The following is a 13,683-nucleotide window of genomic DNA, read 5'->3' as shown; positions in this document are numbered from 1 at the left end:
GTCGTCCAGGTCCGCCGCCCGCGCACGACCACCCACCTCCCTCCCGGTCGGATCAACCCCTATGCGGTACGGGATCGGCCTTCGACCTGGTCCTGCAGGAAGACCAGCAGTGCCGGGCCGTCGAGCTTGCTGGCCTGCTCCCGGGTGCGCCGGTCGGTCACCGTGTACTCGATCGCCGGCTCACCGCCCGGGTTGGTCACCGCGGTGACCGCGAAGCCGTACCCGGCCTGGTCGGTGACCGGCTCGGTCACCGGCGGGCGGGCCGGTTCACCGACCGGCACGACGTACCCGGCGCCGTTGTCGTCGTCGGCGCTGACCCAGCCGTCCGCGGCGACCTCGACCGCGCACCGGTGCCGACCGGCCGGCAACCCGGACAGGTCGAAGCGGTGCACACTCGCCGGGCCGGCCCCGTCGAGCGGCGCCGCGCCGCGCACCAGCAGCCGCGCCGTGGTGGCCACGTCGGTCTTCACCACGACCCGGGCCCCGTCGGCCTGCACCGCGACGATCCGCGGGAACACCGCCGCGCGGGCCAGCGCCACCGCGGCGGCCACGTCGAGCTTGCCGGCACCCCAGCCGGCGTCCGGGCCGGCACCGACCGCCGCGTCGGTGCGCACCGACCGGCGCAGCACCTGGCGCACCTGTTCCGCGGTGAGCAGCGGCACGGCCTGCAGCACCAGCGCGGCCGCCCCGGCCACGTGCGGCGCCGCCATCGACGTGCCCGGCAGCGCGACGTGCCCGCCACCGGCCTGCGCCGACACGATGTAGTCGCCGGGCGCGGCCAGCTCGGGTTTCTCCCGGCCGTCGCGGGTCGGGCCCAGCGAGCTGAACCCGGACAGCGTGCCGATCGTCTCCGGGCGCGGCGACTTCGTCACGTACGACCCGACCGTGATGACCCGCCGGGCCGTACCGGGGATGGTGACCGTGCGGGTGGCGTCGCGGGCCCGCGACGCGAACCGGCTCTGTTCCGGCGCGCCCAGCCCGCCGCGCGGCGCCCGTTCGATCCACGCGTCGAACCGGCCGTCGGCGACCACCCCGGCGCGCAGCACGATGCTCCACCGCCCGGCCTGGATCTGATCGGCGGTGCCGCGGCGCAGGATCAGCGACGCCCGCCGGTCGCCGGTGCCGTCGGCGTCCTCGTCGACGTCGATGCGGACCCGGTTGCCGGCCCCGGTCTCGTAGGACAGCGACTCCCCCGCCCGCACCTGCCCGGAGGTGGAGCCGCCCGGCGTCGTCAGGCTCACCGCGACGTCGTCGCCGGCACCGAACCACACCTCGATGACGTCGTCGTCGAGGTCGCCGCTGACCACGTCGAACGCGACGTAGTGGTCCTCGGCGGGCGAGAGCATCCCGCCGGCGTGCACCCCCCACTGCCGTTCGTTGCCGGCCGACTTGACCACCACGAAGCCGGGCCGGCGGCTGAGCTCGTCGATGCGCCGCTCGAGCAGCGACTCCCCGCCGTGCCCGCCGATGTTGGTGCCCTGGCTCAGGTTCACCACGGCCGGGCGCCCGCCGGCGCGCTGGCGGACGAAGTCGAGCGCGGCCACCACGTGGGTCGAGGTGCCCAGCGACGCCCCGTCCGGGCGCAGCGCCACCACGATCAGCTCGGCGTCCGGGGCGATCCCGGTGAACAGGTCCCGGCCGCGTTCGTCACCGGCCAGGATCCCGGCGACGTGGGTGCCGTGCCCGTGCGGATCCGCGTCGTCGTGCGGCACGACCGCGCGCGGATCCGGCGAGCGCAGCGCCTCGTCGAGCTCGGCCCGGGCGTACTCGCGGCCGAACGCCACGGCGCCGCCGGCCACCGCGTCCGCGGCCTGGTCCCACAGCGCCAGGATGCGGCTGCTGCCGTCGGCGTGCCGGAACGCCGGGTGGGTGTAGTCGATCCCGGAGTCGATCACCGCGACGACCACGCCGGCGCCGGCGATCGCCGGTGAACCGGCGTGCAGGTCCTGGGCCCGGCACTCCACCCGCGACCAGTTGAGCTCGGGGAACAGCGGCCGGGACGCCTCGATCCGGGCGACCGCGGCGTGCCCGGCCAGCGCGGGCAGCGCCGTCACCGGCAGGCGGACCGGCCGGACCGTGCCGGCCGGGCCGATCTGGGCGCCGGTCACCGTCGTAGCGATGTCGTCGAGGTCGCCGTCCGGGACCGCCTCGACCAGGACCTCGATGGTCGCGCCGTCGGCGCGGCCGTCCCAGCCGATGCGCGCGCCGAGCGGCACGTCGGCGGCCGGTGCGAACGCCGCTCCGGGCCGGTCGGTGAGCTCGTCCATCACCAGGCGCAGCCGCGGGTCCACCTTTGCCATTGTCGGATCTCCTTCCCGCCTCGCAGGGTTGTCCGGTGCACCGCATCGGGCGCCGGCGTCGTCGACGCCGGCGCCCGATGGCCGATCAGGAATAGATCAGAACGCGGACCGGGGTGTCCTGCACGAAGCTCGGGACCAGACCCGGAACCACCACCGGACCATCCACGTACGGGATGTACGGGAAGCAGAACGGCGCGTACGCGTCGAGCTGCAACCACTGCGAGGCGTACCCGGCGAACGGCGGCAGACCCGACGCCACGCTGCGCACGTCGATGGTCAGGCTGATGTCCAGCAACCGCGGCGCGCCGTCCTGCGGCGCCGGTACCGACGGGATCCGCAGCACGTGGAAGTCGAGGAAGCCCCCGCCGAACGTGCCGGTCACCGGGCCGAGGTCCGGCCCGTTCGCCACGTCGTTGACGTTGACCGTCTGCCCCCGGACCACGTAGGACTGCCCGGCCATCACGTCGGCCGCCGACGGGTTGCCGGGCGAGAAGCCCAGCGGCGTCGGGTTGCGCCAGATCGCGGCGATCAGGAAGGCCCGCTCACCGGCCCGGATGATCCGGTTCGGCCGGAACGGCCCGCCGCCGATCGGCTGGAACGGCCCCACCGCGATCATGTCGAAGAACTGGTAGGGCACCCCGCCGAACACGGCCGTCGGTTCCGCGATCTCGGCCGTGCCGCTCTTGCTCCGGCCGTTCTGCGTGGCCGAGGACTTGCGGTTCTGCGTTTCGATCTGCTTGAGCTGACTGCGGTAGACCGTGGTGCTCTGCACCAGCTTTTCCCCGAGGTCCTCCACCGTCTGACGGATCTCATCACCGAGGTCCAGCAATTCCTCGGGGATCTTGAGCTCCTCCGCATGCTTCATCGTCGTCTCGGTCATCTTTGACCTCCATGAACCAGCACTGTGAGTCGGAGAGTCACTGCAGTGTCCTCGGCCCCAGAATTGCGCTTTGCGTACACAGATCACTACGGACTGTGCCTGTCGCGTGTCGCATTGACGCCGACGAGCTGATCTGCTAACTGTCCGACCCCGCGCCGGGTGTGCCGCGCCGAGCGCGCAATCAGACGACCCGGTCGGCGGGCGCAAAAGACCCAAGTCCCCGCGCCGCCCGCACCGCGTCCAGGATCAGCCCGGCCAGCTGCTCGTCGGTGCCCTCCCGGCCGGTCGCGCCGGCCCGGGCCGCCGCGCCCAGCTCCACCGCCACCGGGTCCGGCACGATCCGTTTCGCCGACGCGTGCACCGCGGCCACCCCGGTGCCCACCAGGCCGGCGACCAGCTCCGGGCGTACCCCGCCACCGGCCATGATCTCGATGCGGCCGGCCGCGGCGCGCACCAGGGCGGCCAGCCCGGCCAGGCCGGCGGCCACGGTGCCCGGCCCGCCCGCGGTCAGGATCCGGCACACCCCCAGCCCGGCCAGCACGTCGAGGCCCGCCACCGGATCGGCCAGGCCGTCGAAGGCCCGGTGGAAGGTCACCGCCGCGCCACCGGCCGCCTCGACCGTCCGGGCGATCAGCGCGGTGTCGACCCGCCCGTCGCGCAGCCCGCCGACCACCACCCCGGCCGCGCCCGCCGCGACGGCGTGGCGCACCTCGCGGACCATCAGCGCGGCCTCGTCGGCCGGGTAGTCGAAGCCACCGGCCCGCGGCCGGATCAGCACGTGCACCGGCGGCATCCCGGGATGCCCGACCGCCGCCTCGATCAGCGCCTGCGACGGGGTGACACCGCCGAGGGCGAGCGCGGAGCACAGCTCGACCCGGTCGACGCCGAGGCGTGCCGCCACCGCGATGCCGCCGGTGTCCTGGATCGCGAGTTCGAAGGCAACCATCCGGTCAGCCTTCCCTGCCGGGCCGTGCCGCGCCTGCGGACGAGACGAAGACCACCGGCGATTTCGCCGATGCGTGGCCATCTTTATGCACTGAGGATGCAGAGATCCCCGTTTCACCCCTGGAGGTCTCATGCGTCGTCTCATCGTCCTGTTCACCGCCGTGCTGGCCGCGCTCGCGCTGAGCCCGGCCCTGCCCGCGGCCGCCGCCCCCGGCACCCCGGTGATCTTCGTGCACGGCTACACCGGCAGCGCCTCGAACTGGACCACCGCCATGGCGGTGTTCCGGGCCGGCGGCTACGCCAGCAGCGAGCTGTTCGCCTACGAGTACAACTCGTACGGCAACAACATCACCAACGCGCAGGGGCTGGCCAGCTACGTCAGCCAGGTCCGGTCGCGCACCGGCGCCGCCCAGGTCGACATCGTCAACCACTCGATGGGCGGCCTGGTCAGCCAGTGGTACCTCAAGCAGCTCGGCGGCGCCGCGTACGTGCGGCACCTCGCGTCGATCGCCGGCGCCAACCACGGCACCACCTACGCCAGCGCCTGCCTGATCTACGTCACCTGCCAGCAGATGTACCCCGGCTCGTCGTTCATCACCACGATCAGCGCCGGTGACGAGACACCGGGCGCGACCAGGTACGCGACCTGGTACTCGCCCTGCGACGGGATCATCATCCCGTACACCAGCACCGTGCTCAGCGGGGCCACCAACAACTACGTGGCCTGCCAGACCCACATCGGCTACCTGACCGACACCGGCACCCTCCTTCAGATCCGGACGTTCCTGGCCAGCTGACCCGGCCGGCAGCGCGGCCGCGTGCCCGGTGGGGGCACGCGGCCGCACCCGGTCACCGCAGGTCAGAGCAGCCCCAGTTCACGAGCGCGCAACGCCGCCTGGGTCCGGTCCCGGGCACCGAGTTTGGCCAGGGCACCGGTCACGTGGTTCTTCACGGTCCCCTCGGCCAGGAACAGCACCGCAGCGATCTCCCGGTTGCTGCGCCCACCGGCCAGCAACCGCACGACGTCGAGCTCGCGCCCCGACAGCGGTGCGACGAGCGGATCGGGGACCGGTGCCGGCAGCTGCGCGACCCGCGACACCAGTTTGGCGGCCACGCCCGGTTCGAGCACCGACTCACCGCGCACGGCAGCCCGCACGGCCTCCATCAGCCGTTGCGACGAGGCGTCCTTGAGCAGGTACCCGATCGCCCCGGCCCGGATCGCGGCGAACACGTCGGCGTCGTCGTCGAACGTGGTCAGCGCGATCACCTGGACCCGCGGGTGGTTCGCGCGGATGTGCCGGGTCGCGGTCGGCCCGTCCATCACCGGCATCCGCAGGTCCATCAGCACCACGTCCGGTACCGTCCGCCCGGCCAGGTCGACGGCCTGCGCGCCGTCGGCCGCCTCGCCGACCACCCGGATGTCGTCCTGCACCGACAGCAGCAACGCGAGGGCCTCCCGGAACAACCGCTGGTCGTCGGCGAGCAGCACCCGGATCACGCCGGAGCCGTCACGGTGAGCGTCGAGCCCTGACCGGGCACCGAGTCGAGCACCACCGTGCCGCCCAGCCCGGTCACCCGTTCGCGCAGGCCGGTCAGCCCGAACCCGCCAGACGGACCGGGCGCGTCCCCGCACCCGTCGTCACCGACGACGACCCGGACCTCGGCGGGGTCGTACTGCAGCAGCACCTGCACCTGGGTGGCCTGGGCGTGCCGGCGCACGTTCGTCAATCCCTCCTGCGCCGCCCGGAACAGGGCCTCCTCCACCTCCGCCGGCAGCGCCCGGCAGGCGCCGCGCGCCAGGCTGGTGGTCGGCAGCCCGGACTGCGACGTCTCCCGGGCCAGCCGCTCCACCCGGTCCGGCAGCGGCAGCCGCGGTGCCCGCAACGCCGACACCGACCGCCGCACCTCCGACAGGGCCTGCTTCGCCTGCTCCTCCGCCTGGGCCAGGACCGCGTCGGCGCGCTGCGGGTCGCGGCCGAGCAGTGCCCGGCCGGCCCGGACCTGCATCTGCACCGTCGTCAGGTAGTGCCCGAGTCCGTCGTGGATGTCGCGGGCGACCCGGTTGCGTTCCTCGGCGGTGGCCAGTTCCGCCAGTTGTCCGTGCGCCCGGACCAGGGCGAGCCGGGTCTGCCGTTCCCGGCGCAGCAGCCGGGTCACGACCAGCGCCATGAGCGCGGCCACCAGCATGCCGACCCCTTCCCGCAGACCCTTGCCGAGCTCCATGCCGGCATGTCCGAACGGGACCACGAGCGCCACGGCGACGGCGACACCCAGCGGCAGCAGCTCCGCTACCTGGACCACCAGCACGATCAGCAGCAGGGTGCCGCCCCACAACGCGTGGGCGGCGCCGAACATGACCAGTCCGAGCCCGATCTGCACCAGCACGTACCCGGCCCACCAGCCCCGGGACCGCCCCGGCAGCAGCCACCACCCGGCCACGACGAGCGCGGTGAACACGGCGCCGGTCACGATCGCCGGCCACGGGTCGGCACCGGCGACGGCCTCCAGGACCAGCACGGAGTACGCACTGACCGCCAGCATCCACAGGAAACGTTCCACGCCTGCAGCGTGCCGGGGCCCGTCCGCGGAAGTCAATCACGTCATGACCCCGGCCATGACCTTCGGCACGGGCACCGTGACCCGGCCGGCGGACACCATCGGCGGCATGCACATCCGTCGTTCTCTCGCCGTCCTGTTCGCCGGGCTGGCCGCCGCCGCCACCGTGGGCGTGATCCACGGGGTCGGCGCGGTCGACGCCGTCTACCCCGCGCCTCGCTCGGTCCCGCTGCCCCCGCCGGCCGCCGCGGCCGCGGACCCGCGACCGACCGTCGCGGTGCTGCTCGGACCGGCCGGCGCCAACGCCGCCGACGTGCTCGCCCCGTTCGAGACCCTCGCGGTGTCCGGCCGCTACCGGGTGGTGACCGTCGCCGAGAGCCGTGCCCCGGTCCCGTTGACCGGCGGGCTCGACCTGGTGCCCGACCACACGTTCGCCGACGTCGGTGACGTCGCCTGGATCGTCGTGCCGGAGGTGCAGCAGGCCGGCTCCGCGCAGCTGCAGCCGGCCGTGGACTGGCTGCGGCAACGCCACGCCGCCGGCACCCGGATCCTGAGTGTCTGCGCCGGCACCGGGCTGCTGGCCCGCACCGGCCTGCTCGCCGACCGGCCCGCGACGAGCAGCTGGCTCGCCCTCTACGGACTCGAACGGCAGTACCCGGACGTGCGGTGGACCCGCGGCGTCCGCTACGTCGACGACGGCCGCATCATCACGACCGCCGCCGTACTGTCCGGGATCGACGGCGCGCTGCGCATCATCGAGCGCGACCACGGCGCCGACGTCGCCCGGCAGGCCGCCGCCGCCGTGCAGTGGCCGCACTACCATCCGGGCGGCCCCGCATCGATCGACGCCGCTCATCCCGCACCGGCGGACGCGGTCGCCCTGCTCAACGCGGGTTTCCGCACCCCGGTACGGGCCGGGGTGCTGCTGACCCCCGGCGTCGGCGAGATCGAACTGGCGTCGGTGTTCCGCACCTACACCCAGCTGTCGTACGTCGCCCGGCTCACCTCGGTCACCGCCGACGGGCAACCGATCCGGTCCCGGCACGGACTGACGTTCGTCCCGCGAGCCGCGGTCACCACCGGCTACGACCGGCTGCTGGTTCCCGGCCACGACGCCGCCCGCACCCACACGGTGGACGCGACATGGCAGCCGGTGTACGTCCACCGCCGCGCCGGGTTCCCGTTCGACGGCACCCTGCGCGACCTGGCCGCCACGACCGACACGCCGACCGCCCGGTGGGTGACCAAGACCCTCGAGTACCGGCCCGGCGACCTGACCGGTCCGGGGGTCCCGTTCTCCCCCGTCCTGCTGCTGGCCCTGGCGCTGGCGGCCGGCGGCATCATCTACGCCGTGGCCCGGGCCGGCCTGGCCCGGGCGCCGCGGCTGCGCACCTGGCTGCGGCACCTGGCCGAGATGCTCGTCGCCATGTTCGCCGGGATGCTGCTGCTGGGTCCGCTCTCCGATCCGCTCACCCACCACCGGCCGACGGTGGCGACCCTGGTCATGGCCCTGGACATGGCGGCCGGCATGGCGGTGTGGATGGCCATCCGCGGACACGGCCCGCGGATGATCGGCGAGATGACGGCGGTCATGGTGGCACCGTTCGCGCTGCTGTCACCGTGGCTCGGCGGCACCGCCCTGACGGCGACCGGCCACGTGCTGATGCTGCTCGCGATGGTGGCGCTCATGCTCGTGCGGTGGGAGCACTACGCGGCGGACCCGACCTGGGTCTTCCGGAAACGGCGTCCTGCCCTGGCCGAGCCCACGACGTAGCCGCCCCACGGTGCGGCCGCGCGCGTTCACCGCACCGTGGCCGTGCCCCGGGCGAACCGCGGCACCTGATCGACGACCTCACCGTCACGACCGTTCCGGATCAGCTCGAGCACGGCCACCGGATCGGCGTCAGACCGATCGACAACCAAACACATCATCCGTACGCCGTCGCGCGCGCCCTGCGCCGCCTCCGTGGTGAACCGGATCAGCCGCGCGGCGTCGGCGGACACCGCCGGCACCACGGCGACGATCGCCCCGCCGCCACGCTGCCGCATCGACGCGCGCACCAGGTCGCTGAGGCACATCTCCGCGGTCCGCTGCGGCACCGGGCTCGGCCAGCCCCCGGCACCCGCGGTGACCAGCACACTGACCCGCCCCCACTGCTCGGCGAAGCCCACGATGCGCGCCAGGTAGTCCGGGTCGCGCAGCTCGGCCCGCACCGCCTGAGCCGGCACACCGTAGGCCCGGGCCTGCCCGGCGCAGGCAGCCGCACCCTCCTCATCGAAGTCGACGGCGAGGATCCCGTACCCGGCACCCGCCAGCGCCACCGCGACCGCCCGGCCGATCCCCGCCCCGGCCCCGGCGACCACGGCGATCCCGGCCGGCATCTCCGCCCCGGCCGCCGGCACCCCGCCCGCCCCGCGATAGCCGCCGCCGTCGACCGGCGCACGCGCCACGACCCGTCGGTTGTCCGGCGCGGGCTGTGCTGCCGGCGCCGATGCCTGGCCGGCGCGGTACTCACCGCGGTCCCCGGCCGTCGCCCGGCGCGGCTGATCGTCGGGGCGGCCGCCCGTGGCCGCACCGCTCTGACCAGCGTTCCGATCCGCGCCGGGCCGCCCGGCCGCGTCCGGCTGCCTCCGGGCGGGCTGCCCGGCCGCCATCGCGTTGTTCTGCACCAGCTGGGCCTTGTTCTCCCGGCGGCTCTGCTTCTTCTCCCGCCGGCTCCTCCTCGTTGCCGCCGGCGGGGTCGCGCCTCGCCCGTTGTTGCTGGCCGAGGGTTGGCTCGCGCCCGCCGGTGGTCCGGCGGCCTGCGCCTTCTTCCCCCGGGCGGACCGGATCAGGACGATGACCAGCACCGCCACCAGGACCAGCACCACGACCAGCAGCAGGCGCGGCCGGTCGAGCAGGTAGTCCGCGAGCGCCGCGGGCTGCCCCTGCGCCCCCTCCACCATTGCGGCCAGCCGGCCGCCCGAACCGGTCGGCACCTCGATGTCCAGCACCCGGTTCAGCCGGATCGCCCCCACCACGAGCACGGTCCCGGCAACGAGCGCCGTGGCCCCGATGTGGATCAGCGCGATCCGGGCCAGCGGCAACTGCCCACCGAACGCCCCCAGCAACGTCGCCGCCAGGCACATCCCGGCGGCGAACAACACCGGCACCGCGACGACCACGGCGAACGGCACCGCCGCCGCGGCGAGCACCAGCAGCACCACCTCAGCGCCGATCACCAGCCCGGCACCGACCAGCACCCCGATCGGCGCCACCTGCCAGGCGCGCCCGACCCGCCCGGCCAGCCGCTCGATCCCCGGCCGCGGCACCGGCCCGTCCCCGCCACGGCGCGCCCGCACCGCCCCGATCAGCACCACGACCTGCACGATCGCCAGCATCCCGAGGACCACACCGAGATAACGGCCGGGCACCGCGAACCACCACACGACCATCGCCGCCACGAGCGTGACAGCCGCGACGGTGCCGGCGAACCCCAGCGCGAACCAGAACCCGCACGAGATCCCCCGCCGCCCGAGCTGCTCGAGCCGCTGCCCGGCCACATCGGTCACCACGACGTTGCCGGGCGCCACCGCCCACCGCAGCCCCAGCAGATAGGCGACGACCAGCACCACCCGCCCACCCGGCGGCGCCGCGTAGAGACCCCCGATCCCGAACAGATGCAGCAGCACAACGACGCCACCCATCCCAGCCAGCGCCCGCCGCGGTGTACCGGCCATCTCGACCTCCGCTCCCCCGGCCGCCGCCCACGCGCACGACTCGGTGCCAGCGATTCGCCGCCGCCCGCCGCCCGGATGACCCCCCACCCGAAATCCGCACACTGTGCCCCAACCCCTATTCGGTACGACCTGGGCGCCATCACAGCAGCAGCTGCCCCGTCCCGGGCCTCCCCGCCAGGCAGCCCCGCTCAAGACCGCTGAGCGCCGCACGGGTGTGTCCCGGGGTCCGCGACGCCGTCCCACCACCGGACCGTCAGGCGCGCGCCGGGTCCCCGGCTGGCTCCCCGGGGTGCTTCGCACCCCGGGAGACACCCCCAAGAACCAGCCCACAACAGAAAGTCGCGCCTCTGCCCGGAGTCAGGCGGGCATCGCGTGCCCCGGGACACACCCGTGCGTCGCCGGGCGGTCCGGGGCAGGACTGCCTCGCGCGGAGGCCCGGGACTCCGCTGGTGCTCCTGTGCCGGCCCGAGGTCGTACCGAAGGAAGGTCTTGATCCGAAGCGGTCGCGGCATAACCGGGGAACTCTTCGACTACAACAGAACTGTCACTATGGTGTAGTTGTCATTTGTCCGTTTCCAGCGTCTCGGTGGATTAACGGATTACTGATAATGGCAATCCGATAATGCAGGTAATCGGAGGCCGGGAATCCGGGCCTGGGCGCGCGGTGGAAGATCAGGACGGTTCTGTCAGAACGATCCTCCTGGGATTTGCCAACCGTCGCCGAAACCGGCGTCGCGGTTGGCGACGGGTTCGGCAACGGCGCCGGAGCAGAGTTGCGCTACCCGCGGGGCCAGGCGTCAACGAAGCGGGCCAGCAGGGTGGCCAGGGCGCGGGACTCCTCGGCGGAGAAGCCGGTCAGGGCTTCGGCCACGCCGCGGCGGCGGTTCTCCTGGGCTGCGGCCACGACGGCGCGGCCGGCAGCGGTCAGCTGGATCAGGATGTAGCGGGCGTTGCCCGGCTGTGGTTCGCGGGTGATGAGGCCGTCGGTGAGCAGGGCGGTGGTGAGCCGGCTGGCGCGGGGGCGGTCGACGCCGATCCGGTCGGCGATCGCCGAAATCGGCAAGGGGCCACCAGCCTCGTCCAGTGCGTCCAGGTAGCGGAAGCTGGCGGCGTCCGGTGCCGCGGCACGCTTCTGCAGGTGCCCGGCCTGCTGGTCGCGGCGGATGCGGACCAGGGCGCGCGCGATGAGCTCGTCCGGTTCCGCCGTCATGCCGCCCACCCTACAACAGTTGTTACTTGACAACCGGCAGCGCCGGCGCGCCAGAATAGTTGTATGAGTACAACTGATTTTCGGCCGATCGGGCTGCTGTTGCGCCGCCTCGATCAGCTGATCGAGGAGCGGTTCGACGCCACCCTCGGCGCCCGGGGCGTGACCCGCCGGCAGTGGCAGCTGCTGCGCACCCTTGAGGCCGGTCCTGGATCGTCGGCGACGCTGACCGCGAGCCTCGCGCCCTTCCTGGCCCCCGGCGAGCCCGTCGAGACGCACCTCTCGCCGCTGCTCGGCGGCGGGTACGTCGAGGACCGCGCCGGCGTCTACACCGTGACCGCGGCCGGGCGTGACCTGCTGGCCGACCTGGGTGCCGCGGTGCGGGGCATCCGTGACGTCAGCACCGCGGGCATCACCGCCGACGACTACACCCGGACCCTCGACACCCTGGCGGCGATGATCGCCAACCTGGAGCCGGCCCTGGGGACTGACGTGGTCACGTCCGATCGGTGAGGATGTCGGGGCGGCGGAGCCCCAGCCAGGCCAGCAGCGCTTTCGCCTGGGCCCGCTGGAAGTCCCGGACGGCCGGTGCCGCCGGCGGTGGTGCCAGCAGCGAACGGCTGACGAAGTAGCCGGCGCCGGCTACCAGGACAGTGTCCAGGTCCTCCCGGTCGACCGTGCGGGTCAGCGGGTGCACGTCGAGCAGGTGTTCGACGTCGACGCCGTGCATCGCGAGGCTCGGGGTCATCAGGGCCAGGTCGACCCAGCCGGCGCCGGTGCACGCGTGGGGCCAGTCGACGATCCGGACCCCGTCGGCCGTCAGGATCATGTTGTCCAGGCGCAGATCGCCGTGGACCAGGGCTGTTCCGTCGGCGGCGGCCGTCCAGCGTGTCTCCCGGGCCGCGAGCGCCTCGACCGAGGCACCGGCGAGTTCCGGGTAAGTGGCGGTGACCGCTGTCCACGAGGCGGCGCCGGCGATGTCGCGCCAGCCGGTGAAGGCCTCGGCGAACTCGTCGACGAGCCGGGGCAGCCCCCGCGGTCCGGGCGTCTCCCCCAACGCGGCCACCGCTGTCATCACCGGGTCGAGGTCGGCGATGTCCGGGGTACGACCATCAACGTGTTCGAACAGCATGACGATCCAGGTCCCGTCGTCGTGCCACCAGAGCAGGCGAGGGCTCGGTGTCCGCGGCGGCAGCAGCTCGGCGATCCGGGCCTCCCGCAGGTAGGCCTCGGCGACCTCGGACGTGTGCCGGGCGATCGCCTTGACGAAGAACCGGGTGCCTGAATCGCCGGCCACGGTCGACGCCACACCGGGGGTGAACCCGCCGGAGGCACTGGCGATCTCGTGCAGCGGGGTGGCCGCAGCCTGCTCGGCGCGACTCCGGAGCAGGCCCGGGATGTCGGACCAGCGCAGCCGGGTCAGGTTCATGCCGTGGCACGCTACTGCCGGGCTTCCCGACCGGCACCGCATTTAGGGCCGGGCCCGCAGGCGCTGCGGGTCAGGGTGCGGTGTGCCGGTCGGCGAGCAGGCCGGCCACGAACCCGCGGGCCATCGCGCTGGGCATCGCCGCCTACTGCCCCAGCCGCGACCCGGCTCCGGCGCCACGCCGCGCCGGTCCCGCAGGTGGGCCCGTCCTCGTTGTCGCTGCTTGCCAGGTTCAGCCACCAGGCGGCCGGGTGCCCACGGACGTGGGCGCGACGATGCTGGTGGCTGCACGCCCCGGGAGTCACGTTAAAGAAACTTTAAGGAACGCTTGCTCAGCGTCATGAACTGCTGCCACATCACTGCTCGTATATCTCGGCACAAGCAGTACCGAAACAAAGAGGAGCTGTGCATGTATCGACGCGGAATCAGCAGCCGGACGCGCAAGCTGGTGATTGGAGGTGTCGCCGCAGCGCTGCTCGGCTCGGCGCTCGCGGTTGGCACGGGGATGGGTCAGGCCGCCGTCCAACCCGGAGCCGGCTCCGGTGACATCAACGCTTTGGTGCCGGCGCTGGGTTTCAGTCCGGGTGATCCGAATGCGACGGCTGACCGGGTGGGTCCCACTGGGGTTAAGGTTCCCGGTCGCTGCCCG

11 protein-coding genes and 1 pseudogene are annotated in these 13,683 nt (G+C 73.5%); 4 read left to right on the top strand and 8 right to left on the bottom strand.

Features of this window, described 5'->3' with window-relative positions:
- Positions 1-59 precede the first annotated feature (59 nt).
- The 3 genes from ADL15_RS22865 to ADL15_RS22855 form a co-directional block, all read right to left on the bottom strand.
- Complete coding sequence (locus ADL15_RS22865; protein WP_067694737.1) at positions 60-2,300, bottom strand: S8 family peptidase; 2,241 nt, start codon at positions 2,298-2,300, stop codon at positions 60-62.
- Between the two features lie 85 nt (positions 2,301-2,385).
- The gene (locus ADL15_RS22860; protein ID WP_067694734.1) at positions 2,386-3,180 is read right to left on the bottom strand and encodes a hypothetical protein; all 795 of its coding nucleotides are present in this window, start codon (positions 3,178-3,180) and stop codon (positions 2,386-2,388) included.
- A gap of 181 nt (positions 3,181-3,361) precedes the next feature.
- A complete protein-coding gene (locus ADL15_RS22855) occupies positions 3,362-4,126 on the bottom strand; it encodes a copper homeostasis protein CutC (RefSeq protein WP_067694731.1) in 765 nt (254 codons plus the stop codon).
- Between the two features lie 130 nt (positions 4,127-4,256).
- Here ADL15_RS22855 and ADL15_RS22850 point away from each other — a divergent pair, with 130 nt between their 5' ends.
- Positions 4,257-4,922 carry an esterase/lipase family protein gene (locus ADL15_RS22850; RefSeq protein ID WP_067694728.1) on the top strand — a complete coding sequence of 222 codons (666 nt, stop codon included), beginning with the start codon at positions 4,257-4,259 and terminating at the stop codon, positions 4,920-4,922.
- Between the two features lie 62 nt (positions 4,923-4,984).
- On the opposite strand, the gene ADL15_RS22845 is transcribed toward ADL15_RS22850, so the two are convergent.
- Both ADL15_RS22845 and ADL15_RS22840 read right to left on the bottom strand, forming a co-directional pair.
- Positions 4,985-5,623 carry a response regulator gene (locus ADL15_RS22845; RefSeq protein ID WP_067694723.1) on the bottom strand — a complete coding sequence of 213 codons (639 nt, stop codon included), beginning with the start codon at positions 5,621-5,623 and terminating at the stop codon, positions 4,985-4,987.
- The gene (locus tag ADL15_RS22840; protein WP_067694718.1) at positions 5,620-6,684 is read right to left on the bottom strand and encodes a sensor histidine kinase; all 1,065 of its coding nucleotides are present in this window, start codon (positions 6,682-6,684) and stop codon (positions 5,620-5,622) included. Before ADL15_RS22840 ends, ADL15_RS22845 begins: the two co-directional genes overlap by 4 nt.
- A 55-nt stretch (positions 6,685-6,739) precedes the next feature.
- On the opposite strand from ADL15_RS22840, the gene ADL15_RS22835 reads away from it, so the two are divergent.
- Positions 6,740-8,455, top strand: coding sequence for a DJ-1/PfpI family protein (locus tag ADL15_RS22835; RefSeq protein WP_198170969.1), 1,716 nt, complete (start codon positions 6,740-6,742; stop codon positions 8,453-8,455).
- Positions 8,456-8,481: 26 nt separating this feature from the next.
- Here ADL15_RS22835 and ADL15_RS22830 read toward each other — a convergent pair whose 3' ends face one another.
- Positions 8,482-10,401, bottom strand: coding sequence for an SDR family NAD(P)-dependent oxidoreductase (locus ADL15_RS22830; RefSeq protein WP_157441548.1), 1,920 nt, complete (start codon positions 10,399-10,401; stop codon positions 8,482-8,484).
- A 778-nt stretch (positions 10,402-11,179) separates the two neighbouring features.
- A complete protein-coding gene (locus ADL15_RS22825) occupies positions 11,180-11,611 on the bottom strand; it encodes a MarR family winged helix-turn-helix transcriptional regulator (protein WP_083971617.1) in 432 nt (143 codons plus the stop codon).
- Between the two features lie 63 nt (positions 11,612-11,674).
- On the opposite strand from ADL15_RS22825, the gene ADL15_RS22820 reads away from it, so the two are divergent.
- Entirely contained in the window at positions 11,675-12,121 is a 447-nt protein-coding gene (locus ADL15_RS22820) for a winged helix-turn-helix transcriptional regulator (RefSeq protein WP_067694708.1), read from the top strand.
- On the opposite strand, the gene ADL15_RS22815 is transcribed toward ADL15_RS22820, so the two are convergent.
- The gene (locus tag ADL15_RS22815) at positions 12,105-13,037 is read right to left on the bottom strand and encodes a phosphotransferase family protein (protein WP_067694706.1); all 933 of its coding nucleotides are present in this window, start codon (positions 13,035-13,037) and stop codon (positions 12,105-12,107) included. The two genes, ADL15_RS22820 and ADL15_RS22815, sit on opposite strands and share 17 nt — an antisense overlap.
- A 406-nt stretch (positions 13,038-13,443) precedes the next feature.
- On the opposite strand from ADL15_RS22815, the pseudogene ADL15_RS55575 reads away from it, so the two are divergent.
- Positions 13,444-13,683: pseudogene (locus ADL15_RS55575) on the top strand (hypothetical protein); the annotation flags it as partial.

The organism is Actinoplanes awajinensis subsp. mycoplanecinus (assembly GCF_001509495.1).
Classification (GTDB): Bacteria; Actinomycetota; Actinomycetes; order Mycobacteriales; family Micromonosporaceae; genus Actinoplanes; species Actinoplanes palleronii.
Note: the sequence above shows the minus strand (reverse complement) of the source record. Positions and strands in the feature narration are given on the sequence as shown.